Annotated in this window: 20 protein-coding genes and 1 pseudogene; 19 read left to right on the forward strand and 2 right to left on the reverse strand. The window is 43.6% G+C overall.

All coding sequences use genetic code 11. From position 1 onward, the window contains the following. Positions 1-122: 122 nt before the first annotated feature. The 15 genes and pseudogenes from BM210_RS24135 to BM210_RS24205 all read left to right on the forward strand — a co-directional run bounded on the left by BM210_RS24135 (position 123) and on the right by BM210_RS24205 (position 20,433). Entirely contained in the window at positions 123-584 is a 462-nt protein-coding gene (locus BM210_RS24135; RefSeq protein WP_091174463.1) for a DUF2269 family protein, read from the forward strand. A gap of 174 nt (positions 585-758) precedes the next feature. Further along, positions 759-2,063, forward strand: a complete 1,305-nt coding sequence (locus tag BM210_RS24140) for a plastocyanin/azurin family copper-binding protein (RefSeq protein ID WP_091174466.1) — start codon at positions 759-761, stop codon at positions 2,061-2,063. An 87-nt stretch (positions 2,064-2,150) separates the two neighbouring features. After that, positions 2,151-3,893 (forward strand): stalk domain-containing protein, encoded by a 1,743-nt coding sequence (locus BM210_RS24145; RefSeq protein WP_091174468.1) that lies wholly within the window; start codon positions 2,151-2,153, stop codon positions 3,891-3,893. 586 nt (positions 3,894-4,479) lie between these two features. After that, positions 4,480-6,630: a hemoblobin-interacting domain-containing protein gene (locus BM210_RS24150; RefSeq protein WP_091174471.1), complete on the forward strand. Its 2,151-nt coding sequence runs from the start codon at positions 4,480-4,482 to the stop codon at positions 6,628-6,630. A gap of 30 nt (positions 6,631-6,660) precedes the next feature. Then, positions 6,661-8,364, forward strand: coding sequence for an S-layer homology domain-containing protein (locus BM210_RS24155; RefSeq protein ID WP_218184964.1), 1,704 nt, complete (start codon positions 6,661-6,663; stop codon positions 8,362-8,364). A gap of 499 nt (positions 8,365-8,863) precedes the next feature. Continuing rightward, positions 8,864-10,114, forward strand: a complete 1,251-nt coding sequence (locus tag BM210_RS24160; RefSeq protein WP_256223984.1) for an MFS transporter — start codon at positions 8,864-8,866, stop codon at positions 10,112-10,114. 120 nt (positions 10,115-10,234) lie between these two features. Further along, the gene (locus tag BM210_RS24165; RefSeq protein ID WP_218184965.1) at positions 10,235-11,188 is read left to right on the forward strand and encodes an aldo/keto reductase; all 954 of its coding nucleotides are present in this window, start codon (positions 10,235-10,237) and stop codon (positions 11,186-11,188) included. 367 nt (positions 11,189-11,555) lie between these two features. After that, a complete protein-coding gene (gene mqo / locus BM210_RS24170) occupies positions 11,556-13,058 on the forward strand; it encodes a malate dehydrogenase (quinone) (RefSeq protein WP_091174478.1) in 1,503 nt (500 codons plus the stop codon). A 213-nt stretch (positions 13,059-13,271) separates the two neighbouring features. Then, positions 13,272-14,123: an SDR family NAD(P)-dependent oxidoreductase gene (locus BM210_RS24175; protein WP_091174481.1), complete on the forward strand. Its 852-nt coding sequence runs from the start codon at positions 13,272-13,274 to the stop codon at positions 14,121-14,123. Positions 14,124-14,224: 101 nt separating this feature from the next. Continuing rightward, complete coding sequence (locus BM210_RS24180) at positions 14,225-15,655, forward strand: AMP-binding protein (protein WP_256223987.1); 1,431 nt, start codon at positions 14,225-14,227, stop codon at positions 15,653-15,655. A 549-nt stretch (positions 15,656-16,204) separates the two neighbouring features. Beyond that, positions 16,205-16,705: a preQ(1) synthase gene (gene queF, locus BM210_RS24185; protein ID WP_091174482.1), complete on the forward strand. Its 501-nt coding sequence runs from the start codon at positions 16,205-16,207 to the stop codon at positions 16,703-16,705. Positions 16,706-16,945: 240 nt separating this feature from the next. Beyond that, positions 16,946-17,903, forward strand: a pseudogene (locus tag BM210_RS24190) (NAD-dependent epimerase/dehydratase family protein). A 65-nt stretch (positions 17,904-17,968) separates the two neighbouring features. After that, positions 17,969-18,280 carry a hypothetical protein gene (locus tag BM210_RS24195; protein WP_091174485.1) on the forward strand — a complete coding sequence of 104 codons (312 nt, stop codon included), beginning with the start codon at positions 17,969-17,971 and terminating at the stop codon, positions 18,278-18,280. Between the two features lie 257 nt (positions 18,281-18,537). Next, positions 18,538-19,599 (forward strand): LLM class flavin-dependent oxidoreductase, encoded by a 1,062-nt coding sequence (locus tag BM210_RS24200; protein WP_091174487.1) that lies wholly within the window; start codon positions 18,538-18,540, stop codon positions 19,597-19,599. Between the two features lie 492 nt (positions 19,600-20,091). Then, positions 20,092-20,433 (forward strand): zinc ribbon domain-containing protein YjdM, encoded by a 342-nt coding sequence (locus tag BM210_RS24205; RefSeq protein ID WP_091174490.1) that lies wholly within the window; start codon positions 20,092-20,094, stop codon positions 20,431-20,433. A gap of 480 nt (positions 20,434-20,913) precedes the next feature. Here BM210_RS24205 and BM210_RS24215 read toward each other — a convergent pair whose 3' ends face one another. Continuing rightward, complete coding sequence (locus BM210_RS24215; RefSeq protein WP_091174493.1) at positions 20,914-21,684, reverse strand: spore coat protein; 771 nt, start codon at positions 21,682-21,684, stop codon at positions 20,914-20,916. 65 nt (positions 21,685-21,749) lie between these two features. After that, complete coding sequence (locus tag BM210_RS24220) at positions 21,750-22,061, reverse strand: hypothetical protein (RefSeq protein WP_091174495.1); 312 nt, start codon at positions 22,059-22,061, stop codon at positions 21,750-21,752. 322 nt (positions 22,062-22,383) lie between these two features. Here BM210_RS24220 and BM210_RS24225 point away from each other — a divergent pair, with 322 nt between their 5' ends. From BM210_RS24225 to BM210_RS24235, 4 genes are read left to right on the forward strand one after another with little or no spacing between them, the layout of a single operon-like run. Continuing rightward, positions 22,384-23,295 (forward strand): dihydrodipicolinate synthase family protein, encoded by a 912-nt coding sequence (locus BM210_RS24225; protein ID WP_091174496.1) that lies wholly within the window; start codon positions 22,384-22,386, stop codon positions 23,293-23,295. Then, a complete protein-coding gene (locus BM210_RS24230) occupies positions 23,292-23,738 on the forward strand; it encodes a GDSL-type esterase/lipase family protein (protein ID WP_218184966.1) in 447 nt (148 codons plus the stop codon). Before BM210_RS24225 ends, BM210_RS24230 begins: the two co-directional genes overlap by 4 nt. A gap of 8 nt (positions 23,739-23,746) precedes the next feature. Then, complete coding sequence (locus BM210_RS35415; protein WP_218184967.1) at positions 23,747-23,950, forward strand: SGNH/GDSL hydrolase family protein; 204 nt, start codon at positions 23,747-23,749, stop codon at positions 23,948-23,950. Positions 23,951-23,958: 8 nt separating this feature from the next. Next, positions 23,959-25,374, forward strand: a complete 1,416-nt coding sequence (locus BM210_RS24235; RefSeq protein WP_091174497.1) for an ABC transporter substrate-binding protein — start codon at positions 23,959-23,961, stop codon at positions 25,372-25,374. The last annotated feature ends 15 nt before the right edge of the window (positions 25,375-25,389 follow it).

Raw genomic sequence — 25,389 nt, forward strand, 5'->3', positions numbered from 1 at the left:
TTCCGGAGGAAATGTTGTCTACTTGCGGAAATTTCCGGTAACACATATTTCTTAAAACTGCAGAAAGGAGTAATGACACCATATAAACATCAACTGTACACTTAGCGAAGGAGAGACAACAAATGAAATGGTTGGTTTTAATTCATATATTGTCTGCAATTATTGGGATCGGACCCACTTATGCTATACACATTCTTCTAAGAAAAAATCAATCGGTTCCAGAATTAAGAAGCTCGTTCAAAACAATTTCGATCCTGCTGTTATTTCCTAAAATATTGGGTACATTGGCAGTTTTATCAGGATTAGCTCTCGTTCTCTTGTATGACAGCTACGGAGGATTTTCCCAATTATGGACACTTGGTTCATTGATTCTGTATGTAATCATCCAAGTCATTGTTATTGCTTTTTTTGGTCGGACATCACCCCGTCTAGAGAAGTGGCTCGCAGATCCGGTCAGTCAGTCTCTTCAGATATTGCCCGCGGAACAAATTAAGCTTCAATCTAAATTAATGAGTTATATGAACGAGGCTTCTTTTTTCGGCATTGTATTGTTTATCTTTATGATTTTGAAACCGATAGGGTAAGTCTCAATTTATAGCGGAAAATCGAAGAGAAGATATGTATTAAATATAGGGATTCTTTTGTAAAGATAGATACATTTAGTATCTAAAAATCCATATAGGCACAAAATGTATCCAAGCAGGGATGACCTAGGTTATTAGCCAACAAATAAAATATGTAGTGAGGAGAATTATCGGATGAATAAAAGATTAGGTGCCTTGTTGTTATCCCTTATTTTAATGTTAGCTTTGGGAGGTACAGTATTTGCAGCAAATCCGGCTAGTTCAGAGCAATGGAACGTTTTTGTGGGTAAAGAACAAGGGCAAGTCTCTCTGGATTCCATGTTTCCAAAAGTTATTTACATTCATGAAGGGGATAAAGTGAAATTTACTAATGGGGCAAAGGCCACTCCCCATACCGTTACATTTCTTGCAGGAGCAGCACCTCTTAATTCAGAGGATCCCGTCAACCTTGCTCCTTCTACAGCAAGTGGAAGTAAGTGGGATGGTAAAAGCTTGATTAACTCTGGAATGCTTACACCGACTCAAGATTATTCCATTACGTTCACAACAAGTGGAGCATTTCCTTATTACTGTATCGTGCATCCGTTAATGACAGGAACCGTTGTTGTGTTGCCAGTAGGTGCTAGCATTCCAAGTCTGATCCAGCAAACTGCAGGCGCAAAATCTGACGAGGAGGATCTCATGGCTCAAGCAAATGCTTTGAATCATGTCAATATGGATGCTCATTATATGAAAAATACCGACGGCAGTATGATGTATATGGTAGATGCGGGGATGGGCAGTCGCGGCTTTTCAACAAATGCAATGATGCCAGAGTCTATCTATATTAATGAAGGGGATTCCATTCAATGGTTGAATGACAATCAATATGAACCTCACTTTGTTACATTTAATAAACCAGATGATTTGAACTTCTTTACTCCACAAGGAAGCTTTAATGATAAATTTATGGTTCCTTCAGGTGGGGCAAAATTTGATGGCACAGGTTTTTTTAATTCCGGTATAATGCTGGCTCAAAAGTCCTATTCATTAACTTTTACCCAAGCAGGTACTTATGTGTATGAATGCTATTTGCATTCAGGCAGCAAAATGGTAGGCACTGTAGTCGTTGCGCCTAAAGGCGATGTAAAGCTTGAGGTGAATGGAAAACCAATTACGGCGGCATCGGCTAAACTCTATAAGAATCATGTTTATGCGGCAATTATTCCGCTTGTAGAAGCAATTGGCGGAACGGTAGAGTGGAACAACGAGCTTGGTGCCGTGGTTATCAATTTTGGTGGCACGCATGATCTTCCTGCTAAACTTCAACCTGCACCAGGCGTTAAGCTTGTGATCAATGGACAGCAATTTATGTCTGTTCTTGAGCCACAAATGATAGACGGTCATGGTTATGTTGCACTTGAGGACATAGTCAGTTTGTTAGGCGGCAGCTATAGCTGGAATGCAGCCACTCAGTTATTCGCCGCAACCGTTAAATAATTTATATTCTATAAGCAATAAGCAATAAGGGAGAAGCCTAAGTGCTTCTCCTTTACATTGTATTTAAGGCAGGAGGTTTTACATCAGATGAAAGATAGGTTGTTAAAGAAACGCGGTCAATATTTGATCATACTTTTTAGTTGTATAACACTCTTGAGCTTGACCGGCTTTCTTTATGGGATGCCTAATTCAGCTTTGGCAGATAACTCAGGTGAAGTTAAAAAGTTTCATTTGTATGCAACAGACGGTTATTTAACCTTACCCGACAAAACGCAGGTTTACGTCTGGGGGTACAGCTTACAGAACGAAAAAGGTACCGCTGTATTTCCGGCACCTACCTTGACGGTGAATGAAGGGGATCGGGTAGAAGTAACCTTAACCAATATCGGGGCTAAAAAAGAAGGGATCAAAAGGCTGGCGCACACCATACATTTCCATGGCCTGGATACAGACCAAGCTAACGATGGAGTGCCCCATACTTCAGAAACCATTTTGGTTGGTGATAGCTTTACGTACCAGTTTATAGCTGACCATGCAGGTACTTATTTCTATCACTGCCATGTGGATACCGTAGAGCATTTGCAAATGGGGATGTATGGGGCATTTATTGTTAAGGCAAAAGGTGGTGTGAACCAAGCTTGGACGGGTGGACCTTCGTATGATAAAGAATATACTTTTTTGCTGAATGAAATTGATCCGATTTGGCACAAAGCGGTGGAAGAAGGTACACCCTATGATCGAACTGAGTTTCATCCACGCTATTGGACAATCAATGGAAAGGCATATCCAGATACGGAAGACGATCCAACCACTATGATTGAAGGAAAGGTCGGAGAAACCATACTGGTTCGTCTCATCAACTCCGGCTATCAGACACACGCCATGCATTTGCATGGCAGCCATTTTCAAGTCATCGCTTCGGATGGTCGACCACTGCAAGCGAAGGTAGAGAAGGATACGATCAATGTCGGTTCAGGAGAACGTTATGATTTGCTGATCACTTTTGCACAAAGTGGAGATTTCCCCATCCATAGTCATAACGTGATCGATAATACGAATAATGGCGTTTATCCCGGCGGACTGCATACGATGGCCAGCATTGCTTCTGCTGCGAGCAAATCTATTGTGCTGCTTGCTGGTGATGCGAATGTTCAAGTAGACGGTCAAACGATGAAACTGGATGTTCCCCCGCAATTGATCGAAGATACAACCTACGTACCCCTAAGATTCATCGGTAACCAGCTTGGAGCAGATATCAATTGGGACGAAGCGGAGAAATCTGTGGTATATACAACCATGAATACAAGAATTCAGCTATGGATTAATCAAAATAAAGTCGTTGTTAACAAAAAAGAACTTACAATGGATAAGAAACCGATTATCAAAAACGGCAATAGTATGGTTCCGCTGAGATTTGTATCTGAGAACCTTGGTGCAAAAGTAAGCTATGATAAAGTCACACGTAATATCACGCTCACCTATAATCCGGAGCATCAGCAAATGAAGATGGATCATACTAGCATGGCCCGACAAGACCCGGCTACAGTTGTGCCTGCTGATGGACAGCTTCAGAACCAACTGGGGGATCCAGTGGTGTTAATCAATAATGGGAGCTTCTCTATAAAGGAATTAAGGGTAAAAATAGGTACCAAGGTAACCTGGATTAATAAAGATACCCAGACGCATACCGTTACCGAGCTTCTAGACCAATTTGATAGTCGGAACCTGAATGAGGGTGATCAATGGAGCTATACTTTTACAAAGGCAGGTACTTATACGTATTATTGTGCCACACATCCAAGTATGGATGCTAAGGTCATCGTCGAGTAACGTAGCTTCGGATTATCAGAAGGAACGGATAAGGCTATGTAAATCGATTATATGGGAAGCTTGGTATTACAAGGCGGGTACAAGCTGCAATGCGGGTTAAAGAGCTGAGGCTTGCACCCTAAATTTTGCTATTGCATGGAGTTAAGTTGACATTGGTTAGTTAAGGGAGTTGCATTCCTTGCTTTGCAGGGTAAGGCGACTTTTTTTTGCATTTTATTGGATTTTGTGGAAATAGAGCCCCCATATCATCACATATGTAGATAAAACGTGAACGATAACGCCTGATTTATGGATTATTCGACATTATTTTTATGAGCTATAACTTTAGTAACATCCTATTTCCAGGCATAGAGTCTATACTAAGCCCTTGAAATAGAAAATGAAATAATGATAGGAATGAGGTTGCATCATTGGGAAGGCCTCTAGATAGGCGGCCCTCCGATTACGGAAATGGTCTTATAGTAGGACAAGATCATTGCATTTGGTAAGAAGAAAGGGGATATCTGCCTTCAACTAAAATTAGATTCGCTGAACCGTCAAACGATAAGGATACATCCATATTTTTAAGAGGAGTGAAAGAAAACCAATGATTTCAAAAGGTACAACAAGGTCTATGAACAAAGTGGAAGGGGCTGGATTCTTGTCCGGCTTCACCAAGATGCTGCTTAAAAGGGGTTCTATCAGTTTATTTCTGGTATTTACAATCGTAATGTCATCCTTCACGTTTAATTCTTCAGCATCAGCAGCTCCAGATGCAACACCAGGACCAATTAATTACGTGGGTTCCAGTTCCAATAATAATGGGTCTGAAGTATTCTTGAACTTTAATAAACAATTTACGATCAATAATAATTCCACTGATCCCACGGTTACTGCAAGTACTTATTTGAAAAGCCATATGAGTATAGCGACCGATGGAGTAAACTATCTCCCAATTTCAAATCAGATTGATGTATATCCTCCGGGTTTAGGAGGGTCTCAAATTCGGTTACAAGCAAATAACAGTATGAAAGTCATACTAGGCACGAATACGCTGATTAAAATAGCCAAAGGCACGCTGACGGATGCAGACGGCAACATCAACGAGGAGGTGCCTTTACACATAACCCCTCCGGTTATACAAAGAGTAGCTATTAGCGACGACTACAAAAAGGTGACGATTTCCTTCCAAGAAAATGTTGTGGATAATACGTATGTTAACGGATCCTCCACCTTGATCAGCGACAATAAAATTTATTTATTGCAAAATGGCTCCAACGCGAATCAGACATCCTGGACCTCAAAGGATGAGGCATTCGTTGAGTCTGGAAAGCTTGTCATCAAGTTTGATACACCTCTTTCAGGAGCAAAAAACCAGATCGTTATAAAAGGCGGCGCACTGAAGGACAGCTACGGAAACATTCTGAGCGACAATACGATAACTCCTTTGATTCAAGGCGCGGTAATCGGAGATACTTCACCGCTTGAGGTGGTAAACCGTTATTTAACAAATAGTTATCAGGATATAAAGCTGGTTTTCAATAAAGATGTGCTGAACGCCAAAAGTGACTCTGCGAGTCTACTTGCGGGTATAAAGTATTATGGTGGAAATCTCACACAAGGTGACTGGAAAAACCTTCCTCCTGGTACAAATCTGGAAATCTCGGGTAATACGGTGACTATTCATTTTGCAGCAAAGTTGGCTCGCCCTAATATTGGTTACTATTACTTTGAATTTGCTTCGAATTCTTTTAAAGATACACGCGGAAATATTTACAGTGATTATATATATTTGTATAATTATTACATCAATTCATCATTGAATCCTGAAAATCCAAACTTTTCAAATGATGGCCGTTGGTTGAGACTGGGTTTCAATGTGAATATTGCAGACCTAACAGTTGTTAATGGGGTGTCGCACTTAAAAGATCAGATTACGATTTCAACAGATAACGGCCCATTAACTTGGGATGCGCAGGATAATGTAGTTATCCAAGAGAATAATCTCGTCATTTTCTTTCATAATGCGATAAAAAGCGGCTCAGTTAAGGTTGAAATTGCCGCAAACGCAATAAGTGATGTGGGCAATAATGTGCAGAACCAGCAAATTGACCGAGTGATTGCATATAACTACCCCAATATGACAGGTTTTTTCTTAAGCGATACGGCAAGCCAGTTTGTATTCGAAGATAATGCCGAGTGGAGAAGTAAAGTACGCGATATTACGATCATCGATACAAGAAAAAATGCAGTTAGACAATTAAATCCTTCGGAATATACGCTTTCTGCAGGCATGCTTACAATCAACAATGGCGTATTTCAACAAGGAGTTAACTACTACATTTTGGTCAATGCTGAGGGCTATAGCAGTAAAGAATTCTATGGTACTACCTATGTATCAACTGAACTGTTTTATATGACTGCACCGGTAGTGACGAAAGATAACGGAATTACCGCCAAGGTGAACATTTTGAAACGATACAACACTTCTAACGGAACGCAAGCAATTGTCTTTAAGCTGATGAATGGAAAGACACCTGTAAGTATTGTGGCATCCAATTTAAGCATTGGTACAGGAGCATATTCAGCTAATTTCAATGTAGCAGACGCTGCAACGAATCCCAATTATACGGTTGAAGTATTTGTGGTCAATCAATTTAACAATGACCCTACGAATCTTGGTTTGAATTTGGCTTCGACCAAGTCGCAATTGGAATTCGATCAGGCTGCGAGCATAAATGGCGATGATGAGGAATAATTCGTGAATATGAGAGCGAGGAATATACGGGTGATATTACGCAAGTTAAGTATAATGGTCATTATAGCGCTTTGTTTGTCGATCGTGCCGATCACTGCTGCTGCCAGCAGCACGGTTACGTTGAACGCAATCTCGTCGGTTCAATCCGGCGGAACCGTAGCGATATCGGGTACGTCTACATTGAATGAAGTGATGATTAGGGTGCTTCGTCCCGGCAATAGCACGGTATATTATAGTATTGTCAAGGTTGCGAACGGGCAATTTGTTGACTCTTTTACAATTGGAAGCAATGAACCGGCAGGCATTTACACCTTGAGCGCCGGACAAGCGAATCAAGTCACATCAACAACTTTTGTGGTAGATGCACCAATAACACCACCAGTAACACCACCAGTAACACCACCAGTAACACCACCAACGTCATTAAGCAGCAATGCAGATTTGAGTGATTTGACGCTATCGAACGGTACGATAAGTCCTGCATTCACTTCCGGGGGAATCTCATACAGTGCAAGTGTGACTTATGATGTCCCCAGCATAACGGTGAAGGCTACTACATCCGATAGCAATGCAACGGTGAAGGTGAACGCAGCGGCAGTTGCAAGCGGGCAACCAAGCAGTGCGATCAGCCTGAACTTTGGTAATAACCTTATTAACATCGTAGTCACGGCGCAGGATGGCAAAGAGAAGACATATGCGCTTGCAGTGACACGAGCAGCTTGGATATCGACATCGACATCATCCGGTGGCGGTGCATTCTCAAGCAATACGGTTACCTCGACAGACGGTACACTGACGCTTCAAGTCGGTAAATCGGGTGAGGTTAGCTTGGGCGATGTGATCAAGATTGTGATTCCTGCCGATGCTTTCGGCAAAGATCTGAAATTAACGATAACCAAAGTGGCAGACACGCAAGGTCTGATCACGAATAAAGACGTATTAATCAGCTCGGTGTTCGAAATTCTGAAAAACTTCCCGGAGAACTTCAGCAAGGAGGTCACGTTGACCTTTGCATTCGATTCGGGAAGCTTAAAGGACAATCAAAAGCCTTCCGTATTCTACTATGACGAAACGAAGCAGATGTGGGTAGAAATCGGAGGCGAGGTAAACGGCAATACCATCACCGCAAAGGTGAACCACTTTACGAAATTTGCGGTATTCGGTGTAAGCCAAGGGGCAGACACGAAGCCGACGATTAACTTTAGCGATATCTCCGGACATTGGGCAGAGGCTAATATCAAGCAAGCGGTAAGCTCAGGCGTCGTTAGTGGCTATGAGGATGGCACGTTCAAGCCGGATCGTACTGTAACGCGCGCGGAATTTGCGGTCATGCTGATGAATGTGCTCAGACCGCAAGGAGATGGAGCGGCGCTGACTTTCACTGATAAGGCGAAGATCGGCACTTGGGCACAGAAATCGGTAGCGCAGGCGGTGTCTGCAGGTATTACTACTGGCTATGAGGATGGCTCCTTCCGTCCGGATGCCGAAATCACTCGCCCCGAGATGGCTGTGATGATCGCGAAGGCCACAGGCCAGTCTAGTGCAGCGGTTGCGGCAACGGACTTCGCGGATGACAAGGACATTCCTGACTGGGCGAAAGGCTCAGTGGCAGCTATGAAAAAGCTGGGCATTATCGAAGGCAAAGGCACGAATCAATTTGCTCCGAAAGATAAAACGACAAGAGCAGAGGCGGTAACGGTGCTTCTGAAAATGCAGGCGCAAAAGAGCAAGTAAGAAATCATAAGCAAGGCTGCTTTGAATTCAAATTCGAAGCAGCCTTGCTTTTTTAATTGCGATGGACCCCGATTTCCCCGGCTGCCGATCTTGCAGCTTTACTCGCACGTTCACTGGCATGACCTGTTCATGCAAAAGCAACTTCATTCAACGATGTTCATACAACCGATTGGTTTGCTCTTGTTCAAGAAGGATACCTTTTTCACTTTTCCTTCTGTCATGGAAGTCGTGACAATAATATCATGGCACTAACAAATGATAGTTAAGGTTATAAATGAATGTACGTGTAATCATTTTTGATGTTTGGTTATCCAACATCATGTTTAGCTACTTAATTTCATAATCCAGCTGCATCTTTTTGTGGTATTGTTATTTTATTACAAAGGAAGAAGGAGCGGATTGATGTGGCAGACTCGTTTGAGATAGCTAAAGTTTCAGTACGTAATAAGTGGGCTGACCCCAGCTCCAAATAAGTTATTTGTTAATTTTCAAAAAGGGTGTGAGCCATACTTTGTTACAATCAGAAGCGTCCATTCATAAGTACCCGTCATTCGCCAAATTCTGGATCTCGCGAATGTTATCTACGACATCCTTCCAGATGCTATCCGTTGCGATCGCATGGCAGATGTATGCATTGACTAAAGATGCCTTCAGTCTCGGTTTTGTGGGCCTCGCCCAGTTTGCCCCGATGGTACTGCTTACTTTCGTTGTTGGTCACGTCGCAGACCGCTTTGACCGCCGAAAGATTGTGTTCTTATGCCAGATTATTGAGGGCGGAATTGCTGTGCTGCTCCTGATTGGAAATTTGGCTGGTTGGCTTGGTCGTGAGCAAATTTTGGTGGCAGCAGCGATTCTCGGCGCTTGTCGTGCTTTCGAAGGACCCTCGTCTTCTGCGTTATTGCCACAGCTGGTACCGAAAGCTATCTTGCAACAAGCAGTCGCATGGAGTATGTCGGTCGGGCAAACGTCCCAAATCCTGGGTCCAGCACTGGGTGGACTACTAATTTCGTTAGGTCCTGCATTCGTGTATGTTACAGCGGCCATAGCGCTAGTAGTCGCTGGAACCCTTAGTTTCCTGATCCGCATGGAACGAATCAACCGAAAGATTGAACCGGTAACCTTACGCTCCATCTTCATGGGCCTTGTTTTCGTGTATCGCCATAAAGTGATTCTGGGAACGATATCGCTTGATCTTTTCGCCGTTCTGCTTGGTGGAGCTACAGCGCTCCTACCGATATTCGCGCAGGATATTCTACATACAGGTCCTTGGGGGTTGGGACTGATGCGCACCGCACCTGCGGTTGGTGCTTTAATGATGTCGATTATTTTTGCTTATTTTCCACTTAAAAAAGCTTATGGGCCTACACTTTTTGGGGCACTTGCCGTTTTTGGAATGGCTACCATGATCTTCGCTCTTTCGACAAACCTGGTTGTATCGTTGGTTGCCTTGCTTATTACCGGTGCTTCGGACGTGGTCAGTGTCGTTATTCGAACTTCACTCGTTCAATTGCAAACACCGGATGAGATGAGGGGGAGAGTGAGTGCAGTAAACTCGCTTTTTATCGGGACCTCCAATCAGCTTGGCGAGTTTGAGTCGGGTATGCTGGCCGGGTTCGCTGGAGCCGTGCCGGCTGTTTTCATCGGAGGCATCGGGACCATAGCCGTTGCCGGCTTGTGGATGTATTTATTTCCGTCGCTCAGGCGGCTGCAGTCACTAACCGAAGATATTCAAGAGAAAAAGCCAGCTTGACATGATTACCTTTCAGGATTTGACGAACAGGATAGTCTTAGATAATCTATAATTATTATTACTTGTAAATAATACAAATTTATTGAAAATAAAGGGAGGGTCACTCTATTGTCTGAAACTTTGCTATCTAATCGGCCACTTGGCAAAACGGGCCTGTTTGTTTCACCGCTTTGTGTCGGTGGTGCTCCACTCGGTGATATGCCTGAAACCTTTAACTACAGTGCACCAGAAGAAAACGCGCTAGCAACAATTCGTGCTGCCTTTGCAAGCCCGATCAACTTCCTCGATACAGCTGCTGCCTATGGTGACGGTGAGAGCGAGCGCCGAATTGGCAAGGTAATCAAAGAGAATGGTGGACTCCCATTGGGCTTTGTGCTCGCCACAAAAGCCGACCGCTGCTTACAGACTGGAGACTTCAGCGGTGAACAAATCAAACGCTCCATCGAAGGAAGTCTCGATCGTTTGGGGCTGGATTGCTTGCAATATGTCTATATCCATGATCCGGAGCATACCACCTTTGAAAATGTCATGGGACCCGGTGGTCCGCTTGAGGTGCTGAAAAACTTCAAGGATCAAGGCGTTATCCATCACATTGGCATGTCCGGCGGACCCATCCAGATGCTCATTCGTTATATAGAAACGGGGGAGTTTAGCGCCGTTGAGACCCATAACCGTTACACGCTGCTCAATCGATCAGCTGAGCCTTTGCTTGATGTCGCCAGTCGATTGGGTGTTGCTGTAATCAACGCAGCACCCTATGGTAGCGGCATGTTGGCAAAAGGCCCAGATGCTTATGCCCGCTATGCTTATAGTGATGCACCACCTTTGTTGCTCGAACGCGCACGATTGTTTGTAACCGTCTGCCAGAAATACGACGTACCCCTAGCCGCCGCGGCACTTCAATTCTCCATGCGTGACCCCCGTGTCACGAGTACTGTCGTTGGTATGACCAAGCCGGAACGAGTCACCCAGACATTGGAGCTCGCCAATTACCCCATTCCTTCCGAGCTATGGCCTGCGCTAGACGCTATTGGATTTGATACTGACGATCCCGAGGCGAATAGATTTACATAAATGGATAGATGGACATTCGTGAAGATCGATAGGATCGTAGAACACCAGTGAGTAACTTCATTGGTGTTTTTGTTGTTTTGGTCTAAATTGTTAAGGTGAACGCTACCAAAAGTAATGGCAAAAAATTATGTTGGGAATAGTTTGGAGAATTTTGAAAGATCATGTAGCAATAGCGTCAATTATAGCTGATAACTATCATATAATAGTAAATTAATATTTTAATCTACTATTAATAGTGATACACTATGATTAGGGTATTATTGATCCAGAAAAGATGTGTGACTAGGTCTTGCCCTGGCTAGCTATGGCGTCTAAACAAGAGCGCCTACATCCTTTCTGCAAATCGTAGGGTATAAGGAAGGTAAAAATGAGTAACATACAAACTAAAACAGACGTTATTTTAATTGGTGCCGGAATCATGAGTGCTACTTTGGGGTCACTGCTGAAAGAATTAGTACCTGACTGGAAAATTACTGTGTTTGAGAGGCGTGCAAGCGCAGGAGAGGAAAGTTCCAATGAATGGAATAATGCGGGAACGGGGCATTCTTCACTTTGCGAGCTTAACTACACTGTCGAAAAACCGGACGGAACCATAGATACTAGCAAAGCTCTACAAGTTAATGAAGAGTTTCAGCTTTCAAAGCAGTTTTGGTCTTATCTTGTAAACAGCGACCTGATACGTAATCAACGGGACTTTATTGTGCCAGTGCCTCATATAAGTTTTGTGCAAGGGGAAGAAGATGTAACTTTTTTAAAGAAACGTTTTGATTCGCTGTCTAACAATCCCTTATTTCAAGGGATGGAATTTTCCGATAACCCGGAAAAACTGATGGAATGGATTCCGCTGATGATGAAAGATCGCACAGTGAATCAACCTATAGCGGCAACAAGAATAGAATCTGGAACGGACGTCAACTTTGGCGCTTTAACGCGTATCTTGTTTGACCACTTAAAGAGTAAGAACGTGGATATAAAATTCAAACATAATGTTGATGATATTAAACGTACCAGCGATGGTTCGTGGGAATTGAAAGCGCGGAATGTCGATAGCGGTACCGTCGAACGCCACACTGCAAAATTCGTCTTTATCGGTGGCGGGGGAGGAAGCCTGCATTTGCTGCAAAAGTCTGGTATTCCGGAAGGAAAAGGTATTGGAGGCTTCCCGGTAAGCGGACTATTTATGGTGTGTAAGAAACCGGATATTGTAGAGCAGCATCGTGCAAAAGTATACGGCAAAGCTGCGGTGGGTACTCCTCCAATGTCTGTTCCGCATCTTGACACAAGAGTTATCGATAATAAAGAATCTTTGTTCTTTGGGCCGTTTGCCGGCTTCACACCAAAGTTTTTAAAGTTCGGTTCCATGTTTGATTTGTTAACTTCCATAAAACCGCATAATCTCGTAACGATGATGGCTGCAGGTGTAAAAAACGTCCCTTTAACAACATACCTGATCCAGCAAGTTCTGTTATCGAAAGAAAAGCGTATGGAAGCTTTACGGGAATTTGTTCCGAACGCCAAAAGCGAGGATTGGGAATTACTAGTAGCAGGCCAGCGTGTGCAAATTATTAAAGATACGGCTGCCGGTAAAGGAACGCTTCAATTTGGTACGGAAGTTATTAGTGCCGCTGATGGCTCGATAGCTGCATTGCTAGGCGCTTCTCCGGGTGCATCTACCGCCGTTTCCGTCATGCTTGAGGTTATGAAAAAATGCTTCCCGCAACATATAAAAGCGTGGGAGCCGAAAATAAAGGAAATGATTCCTTCTTATGGCGTCTCACTGTTGAAAAACCCAGAGCTTATCCACGAAATTCATACTTCTACAGCGCGGACGCTTGGCTTTACGGGACAAAAACAAGCAATTACGGAATAACCGAAAAACCTTACGTACAAGGAAGCATAATGGCCGTTTTGGCAAATTTATGCTTCTTTTAGTTTTTCACCGAGCGGGTGAAATACTTTCGGGCCTTAGGCTGGAGCCGTCAGGGATAGAGGATTCTCAGTAAAAAGGAGTTTTCTCTCATACTGTCGAAAAACATAGTAGCGTGCCTGGTTGGATTGTCCTTCAGGCAAGAAAGGGGACTTCATGCCTGCTTACAGCCTACTCGAACACATCTTATTCCCGCCAATTTTATTTAACCAGCAGAAGCTGAGGCGTGAATTGGAAGGAAAGACTGTTCTGATAACGGGCGCAAGCTCCGGAATAGGAGAGCAGCTTGCTTATATGCTGGCTGAGATAAAGGTTCATCTTATATTAGTGGCCAGACGAGGGGACAAGCTGGAAGCCATCAAAAGCGCAATTGAAATGAAAGCCGCTCAAATAACTGTATTCCCGGCCGACCTTCGAAATGAGAAGGAGATGGAGGGATTGCTAGCCTTTCTTCAGCAGCTTCCGGACGGATTGGATATCGTTATAAGCAATGCGGGGCATTCCATCAGGCGTTCCATTTATGAGTCCTTGGAACGCTATCATGATTTTACTCGCACGATGGCGATCAATTATTTTGCACCGGTTCAATTGATCATGTCTACACTTCCACTTCTTGAAAGAAAGCAAGGACACATCATCAACATCTCGACAATAAATGCTCTGCTGCTCCCGATCCCTCATTGGGCGGCTTATCAAGCATCAAAATCTGCTTTTGACACTTGGTTCCGATCAGCGGCTCTCGAGCTTCATATGAGAGGGATCTTCACCACCTCACTCTACCTTCCGCTAGTTCGAACACCCATGATCCTGCCAACAGCTGTTTATCAAAAACTACCAGCCATGTCCCCGCAGCACGTGGCAAGGATGATAGGCCATTCCATCTATACCAAAAGAAAAACATATCAACCCTGGTGGTTGGTTTTCGGACAGCTGGGCTCCATACTTTTCAGAGGATGTTGGGAATACCTAATTCTGAGAATGTTAAGAAGAAAGGAGGAGCAGCAATAGGAATATATAAATTGTTGTATGTGTTGCATACAATCAGATTGCTTTCCCCTGCAGCCTTGTTTCGGTTAGCATCTGCTATTAATCAATATGGAGTCAATTTGATGACGCTGCTAAATTTTGCAGCGAGGACCTATGGGCAAAAAATAGCCATTGTAGATGAACGGGAAATGCTAACCTATAACCAATTGTTTGCACAATCCGAAGAGCTCTCAATCGTATTTAGAGATAGGTATCAGCTTGGGAGCGGCAAGAAAGCAGGTCTCATATGTAAAAATCACGCTTCTTTAGTGAAGGCGATTTATGCGGTTTCTTTATCGGGGGCGGATCTGTATCTGCTTAATGCTGAAATGAGCGAGACTCAGTTCAATAATATCCTTGAGCGCCATGATTTCGATCTTCTGGTGTTAGATGAAGATAGAAGCGAATTGCTTGAGCAATCTTCGTATAAGAAATCCGCAATATGGAGTTATCATGATACTCTTCCGGCAATCAACAACTTATCTTCTATAAGCAGCTATAAGAAACGTAAACGATACCGGAATTCCACGAGTAAGCTTGTGCTACTCACAGGCGGAACGACAGGAAAAGCCAAAGAAGCAGCGCATCAACCATCATTATTCAATTATTTGAATCCTTTTTACGACTTCCTTCTGCGTTTGAAAATCTTAAATTATGATACGGCCTATATAGCAACACCCATTTATCACGGTTATGGAGCTGCGGTACTGCTCTTATTCTGTGCTTTGGGAAAGAAAGTGGTCATTCATCGCGGATTTGATGCAGAGAACGCATGTCGTTTAATTCGGGAGCATCAGGTTGAAGTCGTAACCGTTGTGCCCTTAATGCTGCATAAAATGTTAAAAACCAATGCTTCTGATTTGAAATCCCTTGCTTGTATAGCTTCAGGCGGTGCACAGCTTAATCCCAAACTGGTAAAAGAAACTCGGGACCAATTAGGAGACGTATTATACAATTTGTATGGAACTTCGGAAGCGGGCTTGAATATTATTGCAACGCCGCAGGATTTAGCTTACTCCGCCAATACGATCGGTAGAAAGATTAAGGGAGTCCTTTTGCAAATAGTGGATAATAATAAAGAGGAAGTTGAATTCGACAGAATAGGTCAATTGTGTATTAAAAACAGATGGTCCATGAGAAACGAGACTGCTACTTGGATAGAAACGGGCGATTTGGGCTATCGAGATAAGCATGGCTATTATTTTTTGTGTGGAAGATCGGACAGTATGATCGTCTCAGCGGGGGAAAATGTGTATCCTCTTGAAGTGGAGCAGGTCCTGCTCAGTCATCCTCACATAGAGGATGCGGCCGTGATCGGAATTCCCGATGAGCATTTTGGGGAGCGGTTGAAAGCCATTGTCCATCTAGCACCACACGCGGATACGACAGAAGAGGCACTGATTCAGTGGCTGCGACCAAGACTGGCACGATTTCAGCTGCCCAAAGAAATCATTTTCGTCGATCATTTACCCTATACCTTATTAGGAAAAATGGATAGAAAGCTGCTTAAATGATGGAAAACCGTATCGCAAATATTGGTAAAGCGGCGAATGGAACTTACAGTGAGAGCAGATATACCAGAGCAGTCTGGCCGTGATAACGGAAGAGCGTATGCCATAACTTATTGTTCTGGATCATCGGAACCTATTTCTTTAAATATATGGTTGTGGTACATCCGCTTTATCCCCTGACAGACGCTCAAGCGATTGTCTAAACAATTCTTGAGCGCAAGCTTGCCGATTCTTTGGAGGACCCAGTGATTTCTTCGACACTCGCAAGAATATCTAGCTTCAAGGAGGAACGAACGTTTGTTCAAAAACAATGAATTTCCATTTGACGTTTTGCTGGATGTTATATATCATATAGGGATTCAATACCCGTGGTTGAACGGGAGAGGTTCATAGCTGATACCCTCTATAAAAAACTATGGATACATGACACAAAGCCATGTCCATACTGGACGTGGCTTTTTTGGTTCTATCCTAGTCGTTCCAATAGAATGGTGGAAGAATCTCTTTTGAATAGGTGTGTGAAATATTAAACTTTTACAAGGAGGTTTTTGTATGTCTGGCCGAAGCCATCAAGAAGGCTTGAACGATTTGACTTTATTAGGCAATCAAAAGGCTCAATATGTTTTTGATTATGCCCCGGAGGTATTGGAGGCCGTTGATAATCTCCATGCTAATCGTGATTATTTCGTAAAATTTAATTGTCCTGAATTCACCAGCTTATGTCCACTGACACATCAGCCTGACTTTGCTACAATTTATATTTCTTACGTTCCTGATAAGAAACTTGTTGAAAGCAAGTCATTAAAACTATACCTTTTCAGTTTTCGGAATCATGGAGATTTCCATGAAGATTGTGTCAACATTATTATGAATGATTTGATTAAACGAATCGAACCCCGATATATGGAAGTGTGGGGGAAATTCACACCGCGTGGGGGAATTTCCATCGATCCGTGGTGCAATTATGGAATACCGGGTACCAAGTATGAAGAGATGGCCAATTTTCGTCTGATGAATCACGACCTCTATCCTGAAAAAATAGACAATCGATAAGTAAGCTCAGCAGCTGCTATGAGACGGATGTGGGCAATTAGCCTATCATTTTTTAGAGTGTACAAGCAAGCTCTTCGCCAAAATGGGAAGAGCTTGTTAGGTGATTACTTTCTAATAGTATTCGTTTTTTTACAATGTATAAAAATTTTGAAAAATGGTTATTGACTAATCAATAACGCGCTGGTATATTGATATTAATAAGTGATTGATCAATAACAAAACAAAAAATGCGAAAGGTTGATGAAAATGAAAAAAGCAATTGTTATAGGTGCAACAGGCGGAACGTGCGGTCATCACAGCAGAATTAGTTAAACGGGGGATTCCTACGATTGCATTCGGACGTTCACGCGAGAAGCTGGAACAGTTTGCAGCTCAGCTAGGCAATCCTGCTCATCTGTCCGTAGCTGTCGGCGATGCTTTTCGCCCAGATGACATTGCGGCCGCGGCGTTAGGGGCCGATGTTTTATTCCATTGCGCTAATGTACCGTATAACGAGATGGTAAGCAAACTGATCCCGCTTGGTGAATCGGTCATGGAAGCTGCCAATCGTCTAAGCCTGAAGGTTGTCGCGGTAGATGGCATTTACCCATATGGAAGAAGGCAGATGGACCGTGTGACCGAGGAACATCCCAAGCAGCCACACACAAAGAAAGGCAAGATCAGGCTTGCGTTTGAACAGATGATTTTCAACAGCCGCTGGAACCGTACTGAGGCCATGATCGTTCGTTTGCCGGATTATTACGGGCCCACAGCCAATCAAGCTTCTTATTTGGGATCTACCTTGGAGTCAATTGCTGCCGGTAAAATGGCGTTCTTTATCGGTAACATGCATGTGCCACGTGAATTCGTGTACTTGCCGGACGCGGCGATTATGATCGTTGAGCTTGCAAGTCATGATCATGCATATGGGCAAAATTGGAATATTCCAGGCTCGGGTATCATTTCCGGCCGTGAGATTGTTCGAATCGCTCAACAAGCAGGCGGAAACGCAAAGCCGGTCATCCCGCTCGGTAGAATGGGTCTGTCCCTGTTGGGTATGTTCGTACCGGTCATGAAGGAGGTATTGGAGATGCTTTATTTAACTGAAGAGCCGCTTCGTCTAAGCGGAGAAAAATATAAGCGCCTAATCGGTCCGATTCCTACAACAGCGTTTGCGGAGGGAATTGCAGCAACAATTCGAGAATTGCAAAAAAAGTAAAGGTGACAAGAATAATTTCACATCAAAGTAATTGATTAATCGATAAAATACCAAGGAGACTAGTGATGCGCAAGTTTACGTGGAAATGGAAAATCAGCTTGTTTTTACTGGCAGGTATCATCCTGCTTGTTGCTGCCGTCGTATTTTATTTATGGCAAATACGGCTGCAAAAGCCACTCGAAGTAAACATGGGGCATATGCATCACATGAATGGAGCACGCATAACAACGCTTGCTGAAGAGCATACGTCTGAGCAAGCAGTAAGGTCATGTGAAGGAATAACCGCGAGTGTGAGTAAAGCACCCATTCGCGAGTTTCGGCTAACCGCGGCCCAGACCGTCAAGCAGCTGGACAATGCTGTAGAGGATTATGTATGAATTAGGGTAGGAGGGAAGCCCGTTAAGCCGATCTAGAGGCTATAGCGGGCTTTTGATTATGCTAAATGGTATACTCTTCGTGTTCATTCAATGCGTCCCGTTATTCTTTATTCAAAGGGGTGAACAAGGCCCTGGTCTTGTAGTACTGAAGGAAACTTGAAAAAGGTAGTGTAAAGGATCAAAATATAAACATCGGGAATGGACATTGTTTGCTTACTTGCCGATGTGGCGGAATATATATCATAGGAGGTCTGTAAGTGGAGATAGGTGTGAGCACGTTTGTAGAAACAACGCCAGACGTTCAAACTGGTGAGGTGATGAGTCATGCACAGCGATTGCGTGAAGTTGTCGAAGAAATTGTACTTGCAGATCAGGTGGGTTTGGATGTATTTGGCGTGGGCGAGCATCACCGTAAAGATTATGCGGCTTCTTCTCCTGCTATCGTGCTGGCTGCGGCTGCGTCACAGACAAAAAGGATACGGCTGACCAGTGCGGTCACGGTACTTTCTTCCGCTGATCCGGTGCGTGTGTTTCAGGATTTTGCTACGCTCGATGGAATCTCAAATGGACGTGCAGAGATTATGGCGGGCCGGGGGTCTTTTATTGAATCGTTTCCGCTGTTTGGATATGATTTAAATAATTATGATGAGCTGTTTGATGAGAAGCTGGAATTGTTATTAAAAATAAGGGAGTCAGAAAAAGTAACCTGGAAAGGCGGGCATCGGCCAGCGATTAATAATTTAGGCGTGTATCCGCGTCCCGTTCAGAGCCCTTTGCCGGTGTGGATTGGCAGCGGGGGCAATTCGGAATCAGTGGTTCGCGCGGGCTTGCTCGGACTGCCACTGGTGCTTGCGATTATTGGAGGAAGACCGACGCAGTTTGCACCGCTCGTGCAGCTCTATAAAAGAGCGGCAGCTCAAGCAGGACATGATGTATCCAAGCTACAGGTCGGGTCCCATTCGCATGGTTTTATCGCGAAGGATACTTCGCTTGCGGCGGACAAGTTTTTTCCTTCCACTCAAGCTACCATGAATGTACTCGGTCGCGAGCGAGGCTGGGATCCTTACGACCGTTCAAGCTTTGATGCCGCACGAAGCTTTGAAGGCGCACTTTACGTGGGCGATCCGGAGATGGTTGCCCAGAAAATTATTCACTTGCGCAAGCAAGTAGGTATAACACGCTTTATGCTGCACGTACCCGTCGGCACGATGCCTCATGAGGATGTTATGAGAGCCATTGAGCTATTGGGCACTGAGGTTGCTCCGCGGGTTCGAGAGGAAATATACAGATGGGAGACTGAGAACGAAACGAAGCAGTAACCTCGTTCCTCCTTGGACACTGGGGTAACGTTCCAGCTTAGACGAGGAACTCTCCTATTTAAGAACGGCTTCCGCATCTTTTGTTGCTTCTACTACAACAACAAATCCATTCGAGGTCAGCATACCATTTAACATCGATTTAATAAAAAGGGGTTATCTCAGCAAGCAGTTTTTCTACTACTTTCTGAGATAACCCCCCTTCTTCAAATCGTATTTTGACCATATCGACTCGATTATGAGTGCTGTATCAACCGGCTTTCCTCTAGTGGAATCATTTCTGAATATCAAATATACTTATAAAAGAAATTTCGATGAGAGCTTAGAGAAAGGTTTATCAATAGGAGCAGATAATGACCTTATATACGAATATAAGGGTCTTCCAATATGTCTTTTGTGAATCTGAAGTATGGCTATTCTTTCGAAGGTTAATAAACAGGAAATTTCAAAAAAACTTATATTTAGAATGAATAATGACGAATGGAGAGCTGAAATATGCCTAATTTACCAAATTGCCCAAAATGCAATTCCGAGTACACTTACGAAAATGGAGGTCTATTGGTTTGCCCAGAATGTGGGCATGAGTGGACTTTAGAATCAGAAACCGAAACAAGTGAAGATCAAAAGATAATTAAAGACGCAAATGGAAATACCTTGCAAGATGGCGATACGGTCTCAGTAATCAAAGATCTTAAAGTAAAAGGAAGCTCATTAGTCGTAAAAATAGGCACGAGAGTAAAAAATATTCGTTTGGTTGATGGAGATCACGATATTGATTGCAAAATAGACGGTTTTGGAGCTATGAAATTAAAATCCGAATTTGTTAAAAAGATATAATTGCGGTTTATATACCGAAATACCACTCCTTCGCGGGAGTGGTATTGTTGTTTGGATGCATATAATAATCTTATGGTCGTTCTGGATGGTTATCCGTGATGATCATCATTTGATCATCATCAAAAACATGTAAAGGACTCGATGCGTTGTAAATCGTATCCGGAGTATACCCAACTTCTCCCGTTCCATCTGAAGCCAGAAACGGAAGTGCGGCCTACAAAAGTGGGGTAAAGCCAAAAGCCGCTCCCGTTTCTGGGCCAAATGTAGGTGTTTCGGTACAGACAACCTTTAATAGCACCAGGATCGACGGCAAATGCAGAAACAGGTGGATGTTGGGGTGGGATTTGTGGGGGCGGGGATGACGGACCCTGCTGCGGACCCTGGGGTCCTTGGGGTGGCATAAATGCCATGATGGATCACTCCTTAGTCGGGTTTTGTGTTGCTCTGGGTTGAATTCAATGGAAGAGACGGGTAAACGAGCTAATATAGCGCGATTAGTTTGGTGCCTGGGATGGATGCGGATAATCTTGAGGATATGAAGGCAGTACCACCCCATGACAACAGATTTTCCACATATCCCAATGTGTCCGCGTTAGATGTGCCAATGATGCGCTGAAAAGCAAGTAAATCATAGCTCATGCTCTTTAAGTCGGTAACGATCGGGTAAAGGGCACCCATAGAAAGAACCTCGCCCTCTACAGGTTGTTTTAGTTTTCCTTGCTCATTGTAATACTGAGACAAATAGTCATAACCCCGATAGCTGATATCTAACGTAAAAAGGACGTCGAGTTGGGGACTTCCTACGCCTACCTTATACAAATCCTCATAATTCACCTTGAACTGATGTTGCTCGTTATATTGTTGCACATTAAACAGTTCGTTCAGATCGTTATTCCGGAATGAGTAGATATAGAAAATGCCATATCCTCCGCTGCCGCCTGTCTCGATGCTTATCCATATGTCCGCGACTCGATCTTTGTTAACATCTCCGAGAAACAGCTGAGCATTATACCCGGAATTGTTTTGAAGATGGACCCTGGATATTTTTTGGGTAGATCCATCCTGAATGGCCAGTGTAATCTGATCAGCAAAGATGCCAGTCGGACCGTCAGGTTTGTTGCCGATGAGGTACACCAGATCCGGCACGCCGTCTCCATTCACATCGCCTTGTTTCATGTCTAACACTATGGGAGCAGCAGCTTGTCGATAGGATGCATATTGCCAATCCGGGATATGAGGTACAAATCCCATAACACGTTCCTCCTTGTTCAGTGAAAGCCTACGGCTCCTTTAATTAGAACCCGTACCTCAATCTCCTAAGTATATAGCAGAGTAATCACGAGTAATTCGAACAGGACAAGAGGTAAAATGACATCATTGTAGGCATTGGACGTAAAGCCTCGCATGCCCCCGTCACCTGGTAATCTTAAATATAAAATTCCACGATTGCACTGGACAATTACCCCTTCGAAGACGTCTCCATCGAGTGTTTCCACCCGAACGAATTGATTAACATGTTGACCGCAAATATGGTGTATGCGATCCCGAATGGACTTCAAATGGTGAGTCATGTTTGAATCAGCGTGATACAAGGTGTGTTCATGAAGCTTGGGGTTCTGTAAGCTCATAAGTTAAGACCTCCATCTTTGAGTTGTTATGTGTATTCTTCTCCATCGTATGCGGATGCCTATAGGGGGTGCGCGGGTAGTATCCTATATTCGGGAAATCGATCAGCATTTGCATAGTGAAGAAAGCAATAATCAATACTAAATTGCAGACAGGGTGAAAAACACCTCTTAAGGGAAAAAATAACCGAGGATTTTCATCTGAAGGTTTATTTTGGGGGAAATAATTTTCATTATAAATTTATTGGTGAAATAAATTTACAGAATCAAAAAATTATGATATGTTGTTCTTGCCAAACAATACAGACAACAGGAGGGGAATTCATTGAGATTAGAAAAGTTCCATGGAATTATACCGGCCTTTTATGCATGTTATGACGATCAAGGAGATATCTCAGAAGCCCGAACTAAAGCTTTATGTGATTATTTGTATGAAAAAAAGGTTCAAGGAGTCTATGTCGGTGGAAGTTCCGGAGAGTGCATTTACCAAAGCCTGGACGAACGTAAAGCAGTGCTTAGCTATGTAGCAAATCATTTGAAAGGTAAAATGACGCTCATCGCTCATGTGGGAGCGCCTTCCACGAGAGACAGTATTGAATTGGCTAAGCATGCGGCAGCGTTGGGGTACGATGCTCTATCAGCGATTCCTCCTATTTACTTCAAGCTGCCAGACCGTTCTGTTTATAAATATTGGACTGATATTATCGAAGCAACTCCGCTGGACTTCATTATTTATAACATCCCTCAGACTACGGGCTATACATTGACGACATCGTTGTTTGAGAAGCTTCTCGCCAACAAAAAGGTTATTGGTGTTAAAAACTCATCGATGCCGACTATGGATATTGAACGCTTCAAAAGAACGGGTGGAGACGATGTAATTGTATTTAACGGCCCCGACGAGCAGTTTGTTGCTGGTAGAATCATGGGCGCTGATGGCGGGATCGGTGGCACTTACGGTGCGATGCCGGAGCTATTCCTGCAGGCGAATCAATTCGTCCAACAAGGCAAGTTTGCGGAAGCCAAACAGATCCAGAGCGATATTAACGATATCATTATCGCACTATGTTCGCAGAACGGGTCTATGTACGCAGTGATCAAAGAGGTTCTGAATAGAAGAGGCGTAAATGTGGGTAGCGTTAGAGCGCCACTCGAAGGGATTTCCAACGAGGATTCAGGTCCGATCGATGACATTATTGTCATGATCGATCAGGCTATTCAACGTTATTGCAAATGATGCAATTGAGGACAAAAACCATTGTATGCTTTGGAGATTCAAATACATGGGGCTATGACGCGAAAACGGAATTAAGGTTTGATGATCAGACGAGATGGACGGGACTTCTGGCAACTTATCTGGACAGTTCGTACCGCGTTGTAGAAGAAGGTCTCAGCGGTAGAACAAGCGTTTGCGAAGATCCATTGTTCGAAGGGTTATCGGGGTTATCCTACCTCCATCCCTGTCTGATGTCGCATTCACCTTTGGATTTGGTCATCATCATGCTCGGAACCAACGATACGAAAGCTCGCTTTGGTCTAACTTCCTATAATATTGCTCAAGGTATTGTGAGACTGGCCAAGAAAGCCAGAGGAACTGTGTCAGGAATTGGTGGTCGCAGTCCTGAGGTTCTAGTGATCGCGCCACCTCCGATAGGAGAAAAGTATACGAAACTTCAATAGGTAAATCGATGGGAGATCAGTGCAGCGAGAAATCGTGGGAGCTGGGGGAACATCTGAACAATTTGCTTAAGGGAACGGACATTCATTTTGCGGATGCAAAAGCAGATGTTGTCATGAATGAGATCGATTACATGCATCTGGATACGGATGGGCATCGTAAAATGGCGAGGTTTGTATGGGGTCAGGTCATAAGTATCTTAAATGAGAGGTAGATGTATAAATGAAAAGAAAACGCCTACTTGTTGCAGCTAGCGCTTTAATGATGTTGACTTCGGTTGTTGCTGGATGCTCTGGCGGCAACGAAGCAAGCAATAATACCGGAACCAATGCAGGTCAAGCTTCCGCTGGAAAAAAGGTTGAGCTTAAAGTTTGGCTGACGCCCCAGTGGAAAGGTGTTTTGGATGCATCGGAAAAAGGTGCTGACTATGATAGCTTCTTAAAATATGCAGCCGAGAAATTCACAGCACAATACAAGAAGTATGATGCAAAAATTAATGTAGAGGTCATTGCTGGTGATCAACGTGATCAGCTTCTCAACGTTAACTTAAGCAGCGGTACGGCTCCTGATGTCTTTTTTGAGAGCATTTTTGCAATGGGAGATTATGTACATCGCGGTGCAATGGTACCGTTAAATGATATTGTGGATGACGCAGCGAAAAGCGATATTTCCAAAAGCTACTGGGATGCAGTGACTTTCGGAAAAGATATTTATTTCTACCCATTCCAGCATAACCCGGGCACCTTGGTGTATAACGCGGATATGTTTAAAGCCGCAGGCTTGGAAAAGTTCATCGGCGGAGAAAACGATATCAAAACGTGGACATTAGATGAATACGAACAAATCTTAAAAGGACTTAAAGACAATCTGCCTAAAGACAAATATTCCAATGCTTACCCGATGTCTCTATTTGCTGTAAATAACCAAGGGGATACATGGAACCTTGCCTATATGAGAATGTTTGGAAACAAATTCTTTGATGATCAGGGGAATGTTGCTCTGGATGATGCAAAAGGCGCAAAGGCTGCAGCTTGGCTGAAAAAAATCAAAGATGCAGGCTATACGAATCCAGGTCCTGAATCGGTATCGTCCAATGATGCGAATGGGATGTTCCTGAATCAGCAGCTTGCGATCAGCTTCACGAATCCGATCTTGTTCAACAACGCAAAAATCGATATGGCTAGCGGCAAATCTACCAAGTTTGATGCACGGCTTGCCAACATTCCGTCCGAAAGCGGAGATCCGCTATCCTTCACGTATGTGGTTGGAGCCAGCGTATTCCAAAATAAAGACCAGGCTAAAGTCGAAGTGGCAAAAGATTTCGTTAAATTCTTTTCCAGTGATCCGGAATTGGTGAAATCCTCCAAGAACGGTATTCCTGTAAGAAGCTCCGTTTCCAAGGAATTTGAGAAAGAGAAGCCGCTTTTTGCCGCTTACAATGCCAACTCCAAATATTTGTTTAACTTTACGGGTAACGTTCCAGGATACAGCCAACTACGGGAAGTCCTTTACCCTGGGCTTCAGGCTTTGTATACAGGAGCCAAAACACCTGAGCAGTTCGTGAAGGATTATCAGACCAATGCGAACAAAGTCATTAAAACAAATAAAGAAAACTCTGTCATTTACCAAAAAAAGTAACTCCATAAACAAATA

This window comes from Paenibacillus sp. 1_12 (assembly GCF_900114475.1).
Classification (GTDB): Bacteria; Bacillota; Bacilli; order Paenibacillales; family NBRC-103111; genus Paenibacillus_S.